The organism is Olsenella kribbiana (assembly GCF_036408795.1).
GTDB lineage: Bacteria > Actinomycetota > Coriobacteriia > Coriobacteriales > Atopobiaceae > Olsenella_L > Olsenella_L kribbiana.
Map to the genome: position 1 here is coordinate 242,793 of NZ_JAZGJP010000002.1, position 14,088 is coordinate 256,880.

Genomic DNA, 14,088 nt, shown 5'->3' on the forward strand with positions numbered 1-14,088 from the left:
AGATCATGGCAATAGAGGATCTCGAGTTCGTCCAGGGCTTCACCCGCATGTGCGACGACGGCTTTAAGCAGGGCTGGCACGAGCGCAATGGCGGAAACCTCACCTACCTCATGAGCGAAGAGGAAGTGGCAGAGGCCAGGCCCTTCTTTGCAGAGCCGCGTGAGTGGGTTTCGATGGGTGTCGAGGACGCCACCTTGGCAGGCCGCTACTTCCTCTCTACCGGCTCCGGCAAGTACATGAGGAATGTCGCAGGCGACCCTGCCCACAACATCGGCATCGTCGAGATCAATGAGAAAGGAAGCGCCTACCGCATCGTCTGGGGCCTCCTCGAGGGTGCAAAGCCCACCTCCGAGTTCCCGAGCCACTACATGAACCACTGCGTCCGCGTCATGGCAGATCCCACGAACCGCGTCATCTACCACGCCCACACCCCTGGCGTCATCGAGATGAGCTTCATCGTGCCTCTCGAGGACCGTTCCTTCACGCGCATCCTGTGGCAGATGATGACGGAATGCGTCGTCGTCTTCCCGGCAGGCGTCGGCGTCGTCCCCTGGATGGTTCCGGGCGGCGCTGCCATCGCTCAGGCGACCTCCGAGATCATGAAGAAGTATCCTGCCGCTGTCTGGGCACACCATGGCCTCTTCGTCTCCGGGCCTGACTTCGACATTGCCTTCGGCCTGGCATACACGATCGAGAAGGCAGCAGAGCTCTACATCGCGGCTCGCGCTGCCAATGGCGGCTCTGACAAGTTCCTGAATGTCATCTCCGACCAGAACCTCAAGGATACCTGCCGCGACTTCAACGTCGAGATCAATTCCGACTTCGTCGACTAGTCGTCGCACAGGAAAGGGGAGAGTCCATGCTCGTCGAAACAAAGGCGCGTGTCGCCGTATTCTCTATTGCCCTTGGAGCCTATCTGCCGCAGTTCCCGCAGCTCGTGCCTGAGTTCGAGGGACAGTACGAAGCATTCAAGAAGACCATCCCCACGTCTGTCGAGCTCATCGACGGCGGCATGGTCACCACCAAGGAGGCAGCACAAGCTGCCGGCGACAAGTTCCGTGCAGCAGACGTCGACCTCGTGATCTGCCAGCTTCTCACCTATGCGACGTCCTACAACATGCTTCCGGCCATCCGTGACCTCAATGTGCCGGTCGTCCTCGTGAACCTCCAGAAGAAGGCCCAGCCCGACTATGCAGCCACGGACATCCCGACCTGGCTCGGCGAGCTCTATGCCTGCGGCGCTGTGGGCGAGATGGTGGCAGACCTCAACCGTGCCGGCAAGCGTCACGCCGTCATCACCGGCGTCGTGGAGGGCGGAGACCCTGCTGCCCAGGCGGAGATCGAGGACTGGTGTCGTGCTGCCCAGGTCCGCCGCCGCCTGCGCAACACGAACATCGCACAAATCGGCCGTCCCTACCCGGGCATGATGGACCTCTATATCGATGAGACGAACCTCTACAACCGCCTGGGGCTCTACACCAAGCAGTTCGACTGGGAGAAGATGTGGGCCATCGCCGACGATGTGGACGACGAGGCAGCCATCGATGAGAAGGCGAAAGAGATACTCGATACCTTCGAGGTCCAGGGCGGTGCCAGCATCCACGACAGGCCGATCCGCGAGATGGCACGCTATGTCATCGCCTTCGAGCAGTGGGTGAAGGATGAGGATCTGGGTCTTGTTGCATCCCACTACGACGGCTATGCCCAGGGCAAGGCAGGAGTCCTCGACTCCATGCTTATCCCCGCTTTCTCCATGCTCATCAAGCAGGGGACTGCCTGCGCTGTCGAGGGAGACATGAAGGTCGCCATTGCCATGAGCATCCTGAAGACCATCTCCGGCACGGGCCAGCTCTCCGAGATGTATTCCATCGACTTCCCCGAGGACATCTGCATCATCGGTCACTCCGGCTCAGGAGATGCCGATATCAGCCAGGCGCACAAGCCGACGATGAAGGTCGTGCCGGTGTTTCACGGAAAGACCGGTGGCGGCTATCTCACGCAGTTCTATCCGCCTCTGGGCACCATCACCTATCTTGCTATCACCCAGGACATGGATGGGCACTTCAAGTTCGTGGTCGCCGAGGGAGAGAACGTCGAAGGCCCCATCTTCATGTTCGGCGATACCAATATGCGCATGCGCTTCTCCATCGGTGCCCGTGAGTTCGCGAACCGCTGGGCAGAGGCTGGTCCTACGCACCACATGGCCGCCTGCATCGGCAGCTATACCGACACGATCATCAAGGTCGCCAAGATCCTGGATGTGCCGGTCGAGGTCATCTGCCGCTAAGAGCAGAACAAGCAAGCCTTTCCCCAATGCAGCCTGCCCATAGTGTGGCAGGCTGCATTTTTGTATGGGCACACATCTCTCTGCGGCCTGCCTGCTCTGCGGGGAGCTGGCGGCAGCGGAGGCTCAAGGTTCGGAGGGATGGCTGCAAGAAAGCTGGACACAGAGCGACGTGCTGGTCGGTGGCTTCATGATAGAAGACGGGCGGGGCGGCACTTGCTGGGGTGCCACCCCGCCCGCTGCTGTGCGCTCATCCGGCTGCGTCAATGGGTGGGATCTATCGATGCCTATCCCAGCCTATGCGCGCAGCGGTACTGGTACGCTGCGCTGATGATCTGGCAGCAGCCCTCGCGGCCCCAGACAGAGCGGTCCACCACCAGGTCCTTGCCCATGTGCATGTCCCACTTGCCGCCCGAGAAGCGCGTGTAGAATTTCTCGCGCTCCTTCTGCTTGCTGCGCACAAGGAGCTTTCCCTCAATAGCGCCGATGTGGCGCTTCGTGCTGACGATGCGCACGCGCTCGTCCATCGGTGCAGTTATGAGCACACTGATCAGGTTGGGGTTGTCCCGCAGGATATAGTCTGAGAGGCGGCCTTCGATGATGCACGTGCGTGACATGCCCAGGTCCAGGATGGTCTGGCGCATCGCCTGGAAGAAGCGCTCGGACGTGGTGCGCTGGTCGGTCACGTCGGGCAGGTAGGTCAAAGGTCCTGACGTATTCTTCTCGTCGAAGCTTGCGAGCTCGCCCACCTCGACGCCCGAGCTCAGAGCCGAACGCACAAGGAGCTCGTTGTCGTAAAGGGGGATGCCCAGGTGCTTTTCCAGAAGGACACCGATCTCGTGGCCCTCGGCGCCGTAGTCGCGTGCGATGGATATGACCACAGGGTTTGGCGCCCCTGCGGAATCGGGTCCTTTGGTCGGGGCAGAGCCCGGCACGGATATGGAGGAGTCGGGCGCGCCTGCGAACTTGCTTGTATCTGACATTCCGGTCTCCTTTGCCATTGTGCTATGCCGCCACGAGCTTCCGCTGGCGCGAACGGACTGCCAGCGAAATCGAGAAATTCAGCACGAAGTAGGTCAGCAGCACGAAGCCATACAGCAGAAGGATCTGTTCCAGCGTAGCTGCCTGGCCCATGACCACCGAGGAGTTGCGCATGAACTCGTGCACGTCGATGCCGCGCAGGTACGAGGTATCCTTGATAACGGTAGTGCACTGGCTGAACAGAGCAGGGACGATCATCTTGAATGTCTGGGGCAGGACGATGAGCCGCATGGTCTGGAAGAAGCCGAAGCTCTGAGACTGGGCAGCCTCGAACTGTCCCTTGGGAATCGCGTTCAGTCCGCCACGGACGATCTCAGCCATGACAGCAGAGGTGAACACCGTGAACACCAGGATGGAGATCAGAAGCTCGTTGCCCTTCATGGTGAAGCGGAAGATTAGGATCCACAGCAGGTTGGGCGTGCAGCGGAACAGCTCGATGTAGGCGCTCACCAGCCAGCTGGCCCAGCGCCAGGGGCCATGTGCGTACGTCTTTATCAGTGCCAGGATGGTGCCGAACACGATGGACAGCACGATGGAGGCGGCCGAGATGATGATGGTATTCACCAGACCGGTCAGCATGAAGGTGACGTTTGCGGGAGTGAAGATGTCCATATGCTACGCCTCCTTCATCTTCGTGCTGGCAGGGATCTTGACGGCGTGGCGCACCTTGGGCAGGCGCTTGCTGCGCTTCTCGAGCCAGGTGATGAGCATTGCCAGCGGGAAGCAGATGATGAAGTACATGACACAGCACAGGATGTATCCCTGGAGGTAGCCTGTGTCAGAAACGATCACATCAGCCTGATACATGAGGTCGCCGCCAGCGATCAGCGCCAGGACCGAGGTGTTCTTGACCAGGTTCAGGGCCTGATTGGCCAAAGGCGGCAGGATGATCTTGAACGTCTGCGGAAGGATGATGTAGCGGTATGCCTGCACGCGCGTGAAGCCCTGTGATATGGCACCTTCCATCTGGCCGCGCGGGATGGCCTGGATGCCGGTGCGGATGACTTCCGCCACGTAGGCTGCGTGGTACATGCCTACGCCCACGACGCCGAGGACGAACGGCGCAATCCTCACGGGGGAGGACGCGCCCTGGATGGCCATCAGGATGCGCGGACCTGCTGTGTACATGAAGAACACCTGCACGACAACGGGGGTGTTCTGGTAGATCTCCACGTATACACGGGCTATGCCGCGCAGGATCTTCGAGCGTGTAGTCGAGAACACGCCCAGTATCGTGCCGAGCACAAGTGCCACAGCCAATCCTGCCAAGGCGACCCTGAGGGTGAAGAAGAACCCCTGCCACAGAAGGTCGCTCTCTGCCAGGGTCTTGGCCCAGCGCTTTGTCATCAGAAGCCCGCCGAGCATGCGATGCCCCTTTCGATAGATGGATGGGGCCGCCCGGATACTGTGCCGGACGGCCCCGTGGACATGAGCTTCAGACGCTAGGCGTCGAGGCCGTTGGCAGCTATGAGCTCGTCCAGCTCGCCGGAGGACTTGAGGTCGTCGATAACGCCGTTCACGAGGTCGGTCAGCTCAGTGGCGTTCAGGTTCGTGGCGACACCGTACTGCTGCTCGCCGAAGATGATGTCAGGGCACAGGAGCTCGTTCGAGTCATCCTCATAGCCATGCAGGATGGAGCGGTCGACCGAGAACACGTCGATGGTCTGGGATGACAGGGCTGCCGACAGGGTGGGGTAGTCGGGGAACTCCTGGAAGGTGACATTCAGGCTGCTCTTCCCCTGATCCTGCAGCATCTGCTGCACGGCATCCTTCGTCGTGGCTCCCTGTGCGACGCCGATGATCTTGCCATCCAGATCGTCCAGGGTCTTCATGCCAGAGGACTTCAGCACCAGCATGCCCAGCGAGTCAGTGTAGTACGGGTCCGAGAAGTTCCATGACTGCTTGCGCTCTTCGGTGATGGTGTAGGTGGCAGCCACCAGGTCAAGCTCGCCGGAGTCGAGCAGGGGTCCGCGGGTCTTTGCAGTGACGCCGGTGAAGGAGACCTTGTCGCCGGACTTGGCCTCATCGGCGGTGATACCGAAGATCTTTCCGGCAATCTGGTAGCACAGGTCGACCTCGAGGCCGTCATAGGTGCCCGTGTTGGGGTCATCGTAGCCGAATCCGGGGACATCGGTCTTGATGCCGCACTTCAGCGTGCCGCGGTCCTTGATGGACTGGATGCCAGGATCGGAGGTCACCGTGTTTTCGGAGTCCGAGCTGCTGGAGCTGCTGGACGTGGTGTCGTCATCTGAGTTGTCGCAGCCAGCAAGTGCAAGGCTGGCGAGGGCGGCAGAGCCGAACGCGAAGCTGATGAAGGATCTGCGGGTGATGCTGGACATGGTCTACCTCCAATGGTTGTGATGGCATGGTGATGCTTCAGGTGCTGAGAGAAGCCCTGGCCAGCGAACTCGGCGAAGCAAAGGGCTCGTCTCCTGATGAAATCCCGGACTGCAGGGCCGACTCCTAGCGAAGTATCTTGCTCAGGAACTCCTGGCAGCGCGGGTTTTCTGGGTGCTCGAAGAAGTGCTCGGGCGTGCCGGTCTCCAGAATCTGGCCGTCATCCATGAACACGACACGATCGGCTACCTGACGTGCAAAGCCCATTTCGTGCGTGACGCAGATCATCGTGATGTTCTCGTGCGCCAGCTCGACCATTACATTCAGGACCTCGCTGACCATCTCGGGATCCAATGCACTGGTGGGCTCATCCAGCAGCATGATGGGCTGCCTCGTACAAAGTGCGCGGGCGATGGCAACGCGCTGCTGCTGGCCGCCCGAGAGGTTCTGCGGGAACTCGTTGGCCTTCTGTATCAGGCCAACGCGCTCAAGGTTCTTCATGGCCTCCGCCTCGGCCTGCTCACGGCTCTTCTTCTGAAGCTTCATGGGCGCGAGCGTGAGATTGCCCATGACCGTCATGTTCGGGTAGAGATTGAACTGCTGGAACACCATCGACGTGTACTTGCGGGTGATAGCGTTGTGGTTCTTCCGGGTCATGAGCTGCCCGTCGATGTACACCTCGCCGGATGTGGGCTCCTCCAGCCAGTTGATCGAACGAATCAGCGTAGACTTGCCCGAGCCTGACGGCCCGATGAGCACCAGCTTCTCGCCTTCCCTGACGGAGAGGTTCACGTCCTTCAGGACGTGCAGGTCGCCGAAGTACTTGTTCAGATTCTTGATTTCGATCATGTCGGCCATATAGACCTCCTGCCAGCCGTTTCATGTATCTGATAGTAAGGAGGCAGTGCTATCGGCAGGAAAACGACGAGTTTCCAAACAGAGCAATAGAATTAATGATGTCTGTCGAACATACGGCAGAAGTGTTACGGCACGTGCGCATTCATGAACCTGGGCATCTCGGCTGCTGAGGATTGTGGCCATGCTGCTCGCATGGAGCTCTGTGGTGCCCGCGATGAGCAGACGCATCGGCACTTGATTCTGAGACAGGCAGTCCAGGCCGGTTTTCGTCCCAGATGTTCGATGCCGCTCGAGCCCTTCGGATATGAGACGGAGAGGCACCTGTCCCTTGCCGTGATTTCGTGGCAAGGATGCTGCTGCGCATGCGGCCCGGGCGCGGGCTTGAGGGACATTCTTCGCTATGTGCACCGCCCTGCGGGAAAGCGCATTTCGAGGCTTGTCCTTCCGTTGCCAAGCCGGGGGCATCGATATCGGGACCGTGTGTATGCGTGGCAACCGGAGAACATGAGAATGGCCAGGGATGTCTGCATGCCTCATGTACGGGAGTACGGGACGCGTCCGCAGTGGCATCTTCTTCAAGGCATTGATAGACGCGGGCAATATCAAACGGCAATGCTAGGAGTCATAGCGAGTGCTGTAGCTTTGCTCGGGTGGCCATAGGCTGCCGCCGGCTGCACCGGCATATGCCGTGATAGATTGGATGCATCTTCGCTCGGGCAAATCGCTGGCTGCTGCTGGCAGCCGGCTTCTGATGGGAGCTGCCTTGAACATGTTCCTTGCATTCATGGTCCTTGCAGGAAGTGCGCTGCCGCTTCTCCTCATAAACCTGCAGACGATTCCGCTTGCCCTGTCTGCGGTGGCAGCTGCAGCTCTGCTTGCACAGGCGCTCATGCAGTAGCCGCCGCTCTGGATGCCTGCTGCAGCTGCATCGCTGGTATGGATTGGAGCTCTTGCTGCCTTTGTGGCGTCCTCAGGCCAGACGGAGCGCTCGGCGCTCGTGGTCCTTGTGACAGCATCGGTGGTGCTTGCGGTCTTGGTCCTGGCTGGCAGTTGGGGCAGCCGCGGTCTCGCCTCCCGGATTCTCCTTGTCATGCTTCTGTTGGTCCTCGCAGGAGCTTCTGCCTTCGGAGCTGCGGTCTGGATTGACCCAAATGTGCTGGCGTCGAGGTGGTCGGTAGCCAATCTCACAGACGCACGCGAAACATCTGAAGTCCGTGCGGACGGCACGACGCAGATTAGCGATGTCGACTACAGAAGCATGTACCCCAACGGCTATCTGGACCTCTATCTCGCGAAAGACGCCGGATCAGATGCGCCGACCCTGGTCTATGTCCATGGTGGTGGATACGTATTCGGCGACAAGCTCTTCGGCGATCCGACGGGAAATGCGAATGGCGGGTTCTATGTCTATCTCGAACGTTATCTCGAGGCGGGCTACAATATCGTGAGCGTGAATTACGCACATCCGCCCGTATATACCTACCCGGTGCCTGTCATGCAGCTCGCCGAAGCGATGAAGTTCATGGTGGAAGAGGGTGCCTCAAGATGGGGCATCGATATGCACAACGTGAGCTTTGCATGCGGAAGCGCCGGAGGCAATATCACCGGCATGTTCGTTCTGGCACAGGTCGACAGCGATTACGCTGGCAGGACCGGCATCCCGCAGGTCCTGACGCCTGACGATATCCGCTCGGTCGCATTCAACTGCGCGGTTCTGGACAATGCGCGGATGGGCAGGACCGAGGACCGAAATCCTGTGATGGACTATGGCGGAGACGCTTGTGTGAGGTCCTATCTGGGTGTCTCATGGCTGGACGAGGCCGACGAGGCGCTTGCAGACAGCAATGTGATATCGAATGTGACATCTGCCATGCCGCCCTGCTACATAGATGACGGGACCAGATACACCTACGGAGACCAGGCCAAGGAGCTGGCAGCACGTCTGGAAGAGCTGGGCGTCGAGCATGAGCTCCACATCTTCGAGGGCGAGCCGCACAGCTTTGACACCACAGATTCTGCGGCGGCACGCGAAAGCCTGGACCTGCAGATCGCGTTCATGGACCGCTTCGTGAGGTAGGGGGGTCCACAAAGCCATTGCCGCTGGCGGTTCGAGATACTGAAGTGCGCCGGCCAGCTCTTGCCATGGTCCTCTGCTTCCTCTATTCCTTTGTTTTGACAGGCGGGATGGACGGGAGGAGCGTGCAAGATGAAGCTTGCAGACGAAGAGCTTGACTCGATTCTTTCCAAAGCTGGCCTTGAGCTGGAGCAGCCTTACAATCCGGACGGGAAGTACCGCAAGGACGAGTACCTCTTCACGCGCTGCAAGAGATGCGGCACAGAAGCGCACTACCGGCTGAAGTACCTCCTCGACAAGAATGCGATTGGAGAGAAGGTCTGCCGTGCCTGCTTCTGGTCTGGCTGGTACGACGAAGCGCGAGCGACCCAGCATGCTGCCATCAAGCATATGCTCGACCAGGGAGCAGACCTTGATGACCTGATCGATCAGGGTGTCGTAAGCGCACGCTATGCCATGAGCCTCGCTGATGCAAAGGAGCTGGCAGAGGACAATGGCTTCGACCTCATCGACCTTCTTGCGGGCAATCATCCTGGAGACGATCTCTTAGTCGTCAGATGCAAGGTCTGTGGAAGGCAGACCGTCGAGAGGCCGGGAGATGTCAGGTTCGGCTGCACCTGTGGCGGTGCCGGAAAAGGCGTCGCTTTCGGCAGGGAAGCCATAAAGGTCGAGCGGAAGTCTGCTCCTGCAGCTCCGGGACAGTATCAGGATGGCTCAACGAAGCTCCTGGTAGACTCCGGTGCAGAATGCGTGAAGTGGTGGGATGCTGAAGCGAATGGAGGAGACATCCCGAAAGATCTGACCTGCCTTTCCCGCCATGTGTATCCATGGAAATGTCCTACGTGTGGCTTCCAGTTCAAGCGCCCGGTATATGCCGTCTACCCTCAGCCGCGTTGCCCATACTGCGCCTCACGGATCACCAATGAATTCAATGCGCTGTGGGAAGGTCTCAGCCATATGACTGCCCAGGATGTGCCGAGGCTTATGGACGCCTGGAACGATGAGAGAGATCCTTCATCGATTCCGTTGACCAGCAATCTCCTTGTGCACCTCAAGTGCCCCAAAGGCCACCATCCGGTGCAGACGCTCTATACCTATCTCACGAATGGTTGCGCCGTCTGCAGAGGCCTCGAAACAAAGAAGCTCACGGACCAGAACTGCTTGGCGGCGACAGACCCTGAGCTTGCCGCTGAATGGGTGCGTCCGAAAGATGGTGGTCCGTGGACGCCCCAGAATGTGAAGGATGGCAGCAGGAGAGTCATCATCTGGCGGTGCATGGCATGCGGGCATGAGTGGGAGATGACGGTCCATGACAGGCAGCTGAGGATGAACAACCGCTGTCCTGCCTGCGGTAAGGTCATGGGCTCTCTTGCCTGGAAGTACCCGCAGCTCGCAGCAGAATGGAGTCCGGACAACCCCATAAGCCCCTGGAACATCAAGCCCTTCAGCACGCTGCACTTCATTCCGGAATGGGTGTGCTCGAAGAATCCGGAACACAAGTGGAGGATGACAACAGCGACAAGGATCAATAAGGGAAGAGGCTGCCCCTACTGCGAGGCAGAGCAGAAACGGCAGGAGTCCTGAGCAGCAGGCATCTCATGAGGACTCCGGCACCATGCATTCGATTGCTTTGCAGCCCCTGCACGCCTGCTATCTTCTTCAAGGCGTGCAGGGGCTGCTCCAAATCAGCATTGCTTCCTGTGAGGAGAGCGATTATTTCAAGGATCGGGACCTTCGCTATCAATGTAGAGGTCCGTTTGCCATGCCTGCAGAGCTGCGGAAAGCGCATCTGCATGCAAAAGGAAGCTGTGCCTGTGGGCTGCATGGACTGTTGGGATAGGGAATGCGCTTCTGAATGTGCAGGATGAAAGTTTCTTTCATCCCTTCTGCCTTCTAAGCTAGCTCCCGAGAAAGTTACCCATCAGTTCTCTGCTATCGGCAGAGACAGCAGATTTCCCCTGTTAAGTTTGCAACATACGAAGCGGATGCAAGCAAGCGAGGGGGAAGCTGGATGTTCGACCATCTGTTTGCGCCAATCACGATCAACGGAATGATACTCAAGAATCGCGTCGTTGCGGCTCCTACCAGCGATCTGTACGAAGAGAAGGCACTTGGCGGTGCCGGTCTGGTCATTGCCGGCCATGCCATCGTCGAGCCGGGGCGTTCGAGCTTTTCAAGCGGTGACGAACCGTGGCCTTTTGCGAAGTATGAGCGCGAGGCAACCCATGAGCGTGTGATGGGCATCCATCGTGGCGGTGCCCGTGCCTCTGTGGAGATCTTCCATGGTGGACTGCATGCACGCGTGAAGGACTATGCCAAGGGCCCCTGCAGCTATGTGCGCGAGGACGGCGTCGAAGTGCGTGGCATGGACGAAGACATGATGCAGGAGACGCTCGACTGGTATGCAAAGACGTGTGCGGGTGCCGTGAAGGCTGGCTTCGACTCGATTTTCCTGCATTTCGGCCACGGCTGGCTGCCGGCACAGTTCCTCTCTCCGCTCTACAACCACCGCACCGATGAGTACGGCGGAAGCCTGGAGAACCGTGCGAAGTTCCCGCTGCGCATCTTGGAAGTTGTGCGCAAGACCGTGGGGCCACGCTATCCGGTAGATATGCGCATCAGCGCATCCGAGTGGGTGCCAGGCAGCATTGCATTCGAGGATGTCGTCGAGTTCTGCAAGATGGCTGAGCCCTATGTCGATGCCATCCAGGTCTCTGCTGGCATCGATATCAACAAGGTCGCGAACGTGCATACGGTCACGACCAACCTTGAGGAGGAGATGCCCAATCTCAAGTGGGCACGCGAGGTCAAGCGTGCGGTGAAGGTGCCGGTGGGCGTTGTCGGCGGCGTGCTGACGCCGCAGATGGCAGAAGACGCCATCGCTGCAGGCGACGTAGACCTCGTCTCATTGGGCCGTGAACTCATTGCAGATCCCGAGTGGGTGAAGAAGGCAGAAGAGAACCGTCCAGAGGATATCTCACCCTGCCTGCGCTGCTCCAACTGCTACCACATTGCCTCCGATCACTGGAATGTGGGCTGCTCCGTGAATCCTCGCTATCATCACGAAGCATTCGTTCCGGCAAAGATCGAGCGCGCAGAGGTATCCAAGCGCGTTGTCGTCGTGGGTGCTGGCCCTGGCGGCATGAAGGCAGCAATCAGCGCCTGCGATCGCGGGCACAAGGTGACGCTGATCGAGCGCGAGCAGGAGCTCGGCGGCATGCTGCGCTTCATTGCGAAGGAGCCCCACAAGAGCGAGGTGGCACGTCTCCTCGAGTATTACCGGACGCAGATTGCAAAGCGCGACATCGATGTGCGCCTGGGTTGCGAAGCTACACCAGAGCTCGTGAAGTCGCTCGATCCCGATGCGCTCTGCATCGCTATTGGTGCCACAGAGCGTGTACCGAGGATTGAAGGCCTTGAGGGTCCCCATGTGATGGTGGGCACGCAGGCAATACTTCACGAGGACGAGCTTGCACAGCGTGTTGTCATCCTAGGCGGCGGTTCCATCGGCTGCGAGCTTGCTCTTGCTTCTGCTGAGCGCGGACGCGACGTCACGGTGGTCGAGATGTGCGACCGTCTTGCTGGCAATGCGAACAGCCTCTACCAGGAAGCGCTCCGCCAGAAGTTCGAGCTGCATCCCAACATCAAAGTTCTCACGAGCTGCTCCTGCCAGAAGGTCGCAGAGGGAGAGGCGCACTGCATGATGGTAGACGGCACATCCCGTGTGATTCCCTTCGACGACATGGTTGTCTCGACGGGCATGGCAGCACGCTCGAAGGAGACTGAAGCGCTTTACGGTATCGTCCGCAACACGGTTGCTGTGGGGGACTGCACAAGGCCCTCGAGCATCATGAACGCGGTCTTCGAGGGGCATTCATTCGCGCTCTGCGTGTAAGGCAGATCGAAGTTTCAGGACGGGGATTTGCAGACTGCGCACCGGACATCGGGGGATGGGGACTGGTGCGCCCTCTGGCTTTCAAAAGAGAAGGAAAGGAACAGAGCAATGGCAAGGGACTACACGGATCTGTGTCATGGAATCGTCGAAGGTGTCGGCGGAGCACATAACATCACCAACGTTATCCATTGCGCCACGAGGCTGCGTTTCAGCCTGAAGGATCCCAGCCGCTTCGATCAAGATGCACTCAAGAAGCTTCCTGGCGTGCTTGGCACTGCCAAAGGGGCGGGCACCTATCACGTGCTCATCGGCAACCAGGTCGAGCGTGTGTACGACCGGCTTCTGGAGCTGCCTGAGATTGCAGAGCGCGGCATCACGAAGTCTGCAGGCATCGATGATCCTGCGACAGCAGCTGCAGACGGCGCAGAGAAGATCGGCCTTCTGGACCGCTTTACGCGCATGATGTCTGACGTCTTCACGCCGTACATCCCGCTTCTTGCTACGGGCGGCATCGCATCTGGCGTCATCGGCCTGCTTGCGAATATGGGCATCGTCACGTCAGACAGCCTGACCTACCAGACGTTCTATGCCATCTTCTATGGCCTCATCTACTTCTTCCCGATCATGCTTGCTTTCACGGCCGGACGTCACTTCAAGTGCAACCCCTATGTCGCGGCAGCGCTTGGCGCCTCCATCATGTATCCCGGCGTCTCCAGCCTTCTGGTGACGGGCGAGACGGTGAACCTTCTGGGAATCAGCTTCCCGGCATTCAACCTGAGCGGCAGCTTCATCCCCATCCTTCTTGCAGTCTTCTGCATGAGCTATGTGGAGCGCTTCCTCAAGGAGCATCTGCCCGAAAGCATGCAGTTCATCCTGGTGCCTCTTGTCTGCCTCGTGCTCTTCGTGCCGCTCACCATCATGGTCTTCGGACCGCTCGGCGGACTTCTCGCCAATGGCATCCTGGCCGTGTATAACGTGCTCGCTGCCTCTCCGGTCCTGCTCGAGACCATCTTCGGTGCCTTCTTCAGCCTTGTCATCCTGCTTGGCCTTCACTGGGCTGTTCTTCCTATCCAGCTTGGCATCCTTGGCGCCCAGGGCGTCGAGTACAGCCTTGCTCCTGGTGGCATGGGCAACTACGCCGTCCTCGGCATCTGCCTTGCTGTCATGGTCTTTGCAAAGAACCAGGAAGACAAGGGCGTTGCTGGCTCTGCTGCCTTCACGGACTTCCTGTGCGGCATCACCGAGCCTGGCCTCTACGGCGTCATCCTGCGCAACAAGAAGCTCATTGCAGTCATGATCTGCTCTGGCGGCCTTGCAGGCTTCATCATGGGACTCGGCAATGTCGGTGCCACGAACTTTGCCTTCACAGGCCTGCTTGCCTTCGGTGCCTGGTTCGGCGCTCAGAACTTCCCCGGCTACTGCATCGGCATCCTTGTAAGCGTTGCAGCAAGCTTCATTGCCACCGCTGCGCTCCTGAAGAGCGGACAGGTCAAGGACTTCGACTAGGCCAGGCCATCCCCCACATAGGCTTCTGGCATCAAGGCCGCACGACTGGTATCTTGGTCGTGCGGCCTTCCTGCATGAAGAGCCGCTATGGGA

General features: G+C 59.2%; 12 protein-coding genes. 7 read left to right on the plus strand and 5 right to left on the minus strand.

The genetic code is table 11. From position 1 onward, the window contains the following. Nucleotides 1-5 precede the first annotated feature (5 nt). Both rhaD and VXJ24_RS02655 read left to right on the plus strand, forming a co-directional pair. Nucleotides 6-833, plus strand: coding sequence for a rhamnulose-1-phosphate aldolase (gene rhaD, locus VXJ24_RS02650; RefSeq protein WP_330971367.1), 828 nt, complete (start codon nt 6-8; stop codon nt 831-833). A 26-nt stretch (nt 834-859) separates the two neighbouring features. After that, a complete protein-coding gene (locus VXJ24_RS02655) occupies nt 860-2,287 on the plus strand; it encodes an arabinose isomerase (RefSeq protein ID WP_330971368.1) in 1,428 nt (475 codons plus the stop codon). Nucleotides 2,288-2,571: 284 nt separating this feature from the next. On the opposite strand, the gene VXJ24_RS02660 is transcribed toward VXJ24_RS02655, so the two are convergent. The 5 genes from VXJ24_RS02660 to VXJ24_RS02680 form a co-directional block, all read right to left on the minus strand. Continuing rightward, complete coding sequence (locus VXJ24_RS02660) at nt 2,572-3,267, minus strand: cytidylate kinase-like family protein (RefSeq protein ID WP_330971369.1); 696 nt, start codon at nt 3,265-3,267, stop codon at nt 2,572-2,574. 22 nt (nt 3,268-3,289) lie between these two features. Then, complete coding sequence (locus tag VXJ24_RS02665) at nt 3,290-3,937, minus strand: amino acid ABC transporter permease (protein ID WP_330971370.1); 648 nt, start codon at nt 3,935-3,937, stop codon at nt 3,290-3,292. Nucleotides 3,938-3,940: 3 nt separating this feature from the next. Beyond that, nucleotides 3,941-4,690: an amino acid ABC transporter permease gene (locus VXJ24_RS02670; RefSeq protein WP_330971371.1), complete on the minus strand. Its 750-nt coding sequence runs from the start codon at nt 4,688-4,690 to the stop codon at nt 3,941-3,943. A gap of 77 nt (nt 4,691-4,767) precedes the next feature. Continuing rightward, entirely contained in the window at nt 4,768-5,664 is an 897-nt protein-coding gene (locus tag VXJ24_RS02675) for a transporter substrate-binding domain-containing protein (RefSeq protein ID WP_330971372.1), read from the minus strand. Nucleotides 5,665-5,788: 124 nt separating this feature from the next. Beyond that, nucleotides 5,789-6,520, minus strand: coding sequence for an amino acid ABC transporter ATP-binding protein (locus VXJ24_RS02680; RefSeq protein WP_330971373.1), 732 nt, complete (start codon nt 6,518-6,520; stop codon nt 5,789-5,791). 769 nt (nt 6,521-7,289) lie between these two features. Between VXJ24_RS02680 and VXJ24_RS02685 the strand changes: the two genes are divergently transcribed. The 5 genes from VXJ24_RS02685 (at nt 7,290) to VXJ24_RS02705 (ending at nt 13,995) form a co-directional block, all read left to right on the plus strand. Further along, a complete protein-coding gene (locus VXJ24_RS02685; protein WP_330971374.1) occupies nt 7,290-7,418 on the plus strand; it encodes a hypothetical protein in 129 nt (42 codons plus the stop codon). A gap of 12 nt (nt 7,419-7,430) precedes the next feature. Next, nucleotides 7,431-8,597 carry an alpha/beta hydrolase gene (locus VXJ24_RS02690; protein WP_330971375.1) on the plus strand — a complete coding sequence of 389 codons (1,167 nt, stop codon included), beginning with the start codon at nt 7,431-7,433 and terminating at the stop codon, nt 8,595-8,597. 129 nt (nt 8,598-8,726) lie between these two features. Then, nucleotides 8,727-10,178 (plus strand): zinc-ribbon domain-containing protein, encoded by a 1,452-nt coding sequence (locus VXJ24_RS02695; protein WP_330971376.1) that lies wholly within the window; start codon nt 8,727-8,729, stop codon nt 10,176-10,178. 427 nt (nt 10,179-10,605) lie between these two features. Continuing rightward, nucleotides 10,606-12,489, plus strand: coding sequence for an oxidoreductase (locus VXJ24_RS02700; protein WP_330971377.1), 1,884 nt, complete (start codon nt 10,606-10,608; stop codon nt 12,487-12,489). 108 nt (nt 12,490-12,597) lie between these two features. After that, entirely contained in the window at nt 12,598-13,995 is a 1,398-nt protein-coding gene (locus VXJ24_RS02705) for a PTS transporter subunit EIIC (RefSeq protein ID WP_330971378.1), read from the plus strand. Nucleotides 13,996-14,088 lie beyond the last annotated feature (93 nt).

Excerpts from the sequence above, each read along its gene's own strand:
- rhaD (WP_330971367.1), top strand. The coding sequence starts at position 6 with ATGGCAATAGAGGATCTCGAGTTCGTCCAGGGCTTCACCCGCATGTGC.
- VXJ24_RS02655 (WP_330971368.1), top strand. The coding sequence starts at position 860 with ATGCTCGTCGAAACAAAGGCGCGTGTCGCCGTATTCTCTATTGCCCTT.
- VXJ24_RS02660 (WP_330971369.1), bottom strand. The coding sequence starts at position 3,267 with ATGTCAGATACAAGCAAGTTCGCAGGCGCGCCCGACTCCTCCATATCC.
- VXJ24_RS02665 (WP_330971370.1), bottom strand. The coding sequence starts at position 3,937 with ATGGACATCTTCACTCCCGCAAACGTCACCTTCATGCTGACCGGTCTG.
- VXJ24_RS02670 (WP_330971371.1), bottom strand. The coding sequence starts at position 4,690 with ATGCTCGGCGGGCTTCTGATGACAAAGCGCTGGGCCAAGACCCTGGCA.
- VXJ24_RS02675 (WP_330971372.1), bottom strand. The coding sequence starts at position 5,664 with ATGTCCAGCATCACCCGCAGATCCTTCATCAGCTTCGCGTTCGGCTCT.
- VXJ24_RS02680 (WP_330971373.1), bottom strand. The coding sequence starts at position 6,520 with ATGGCCGACATGATCGAAATCAAGAATCTGAACAAGTACTTCGGCGAC.
- VXJ24_RS02685 (WP_330971374.1), top strand. The coding sequence starts at position 7,290 with ATGTTCCTTGCATTCATGGTCCTTGCAGGAAGTGCGCTGCCGCTTCTC.
- VXJ24_RS02690 (WP_330971375.1), top strand. The coding sequence starts at position 7,431 with ATGCCTGCTGCAGCTGCATCGCTGGTATGGATTGGAGCTCTTGCTGCC.
- VXJ24_RS02695 (WP_330971376.1), top strand. The coding sequence starts at position 8,727 with ATGAAGCTTGCAGACGAAGAGCTTGACTCGATTCTTTCCAAAGCTGGC.
- VXJ24_RS02700 (WP_330971377.1), top strand. The coding sequence starts at position 10,606 with ATGTTCGACCATCTGTTTGCGCCAATCACGATCAACGGAATGATACTC.
- VXJ24_RS02705 (WP_330971378.1), top strand. The coding sequence starts at position 12,598 with ATGGCAAGGGACTACACGGATCTGTGTCATGGAATCGTCGAAGGTGTC.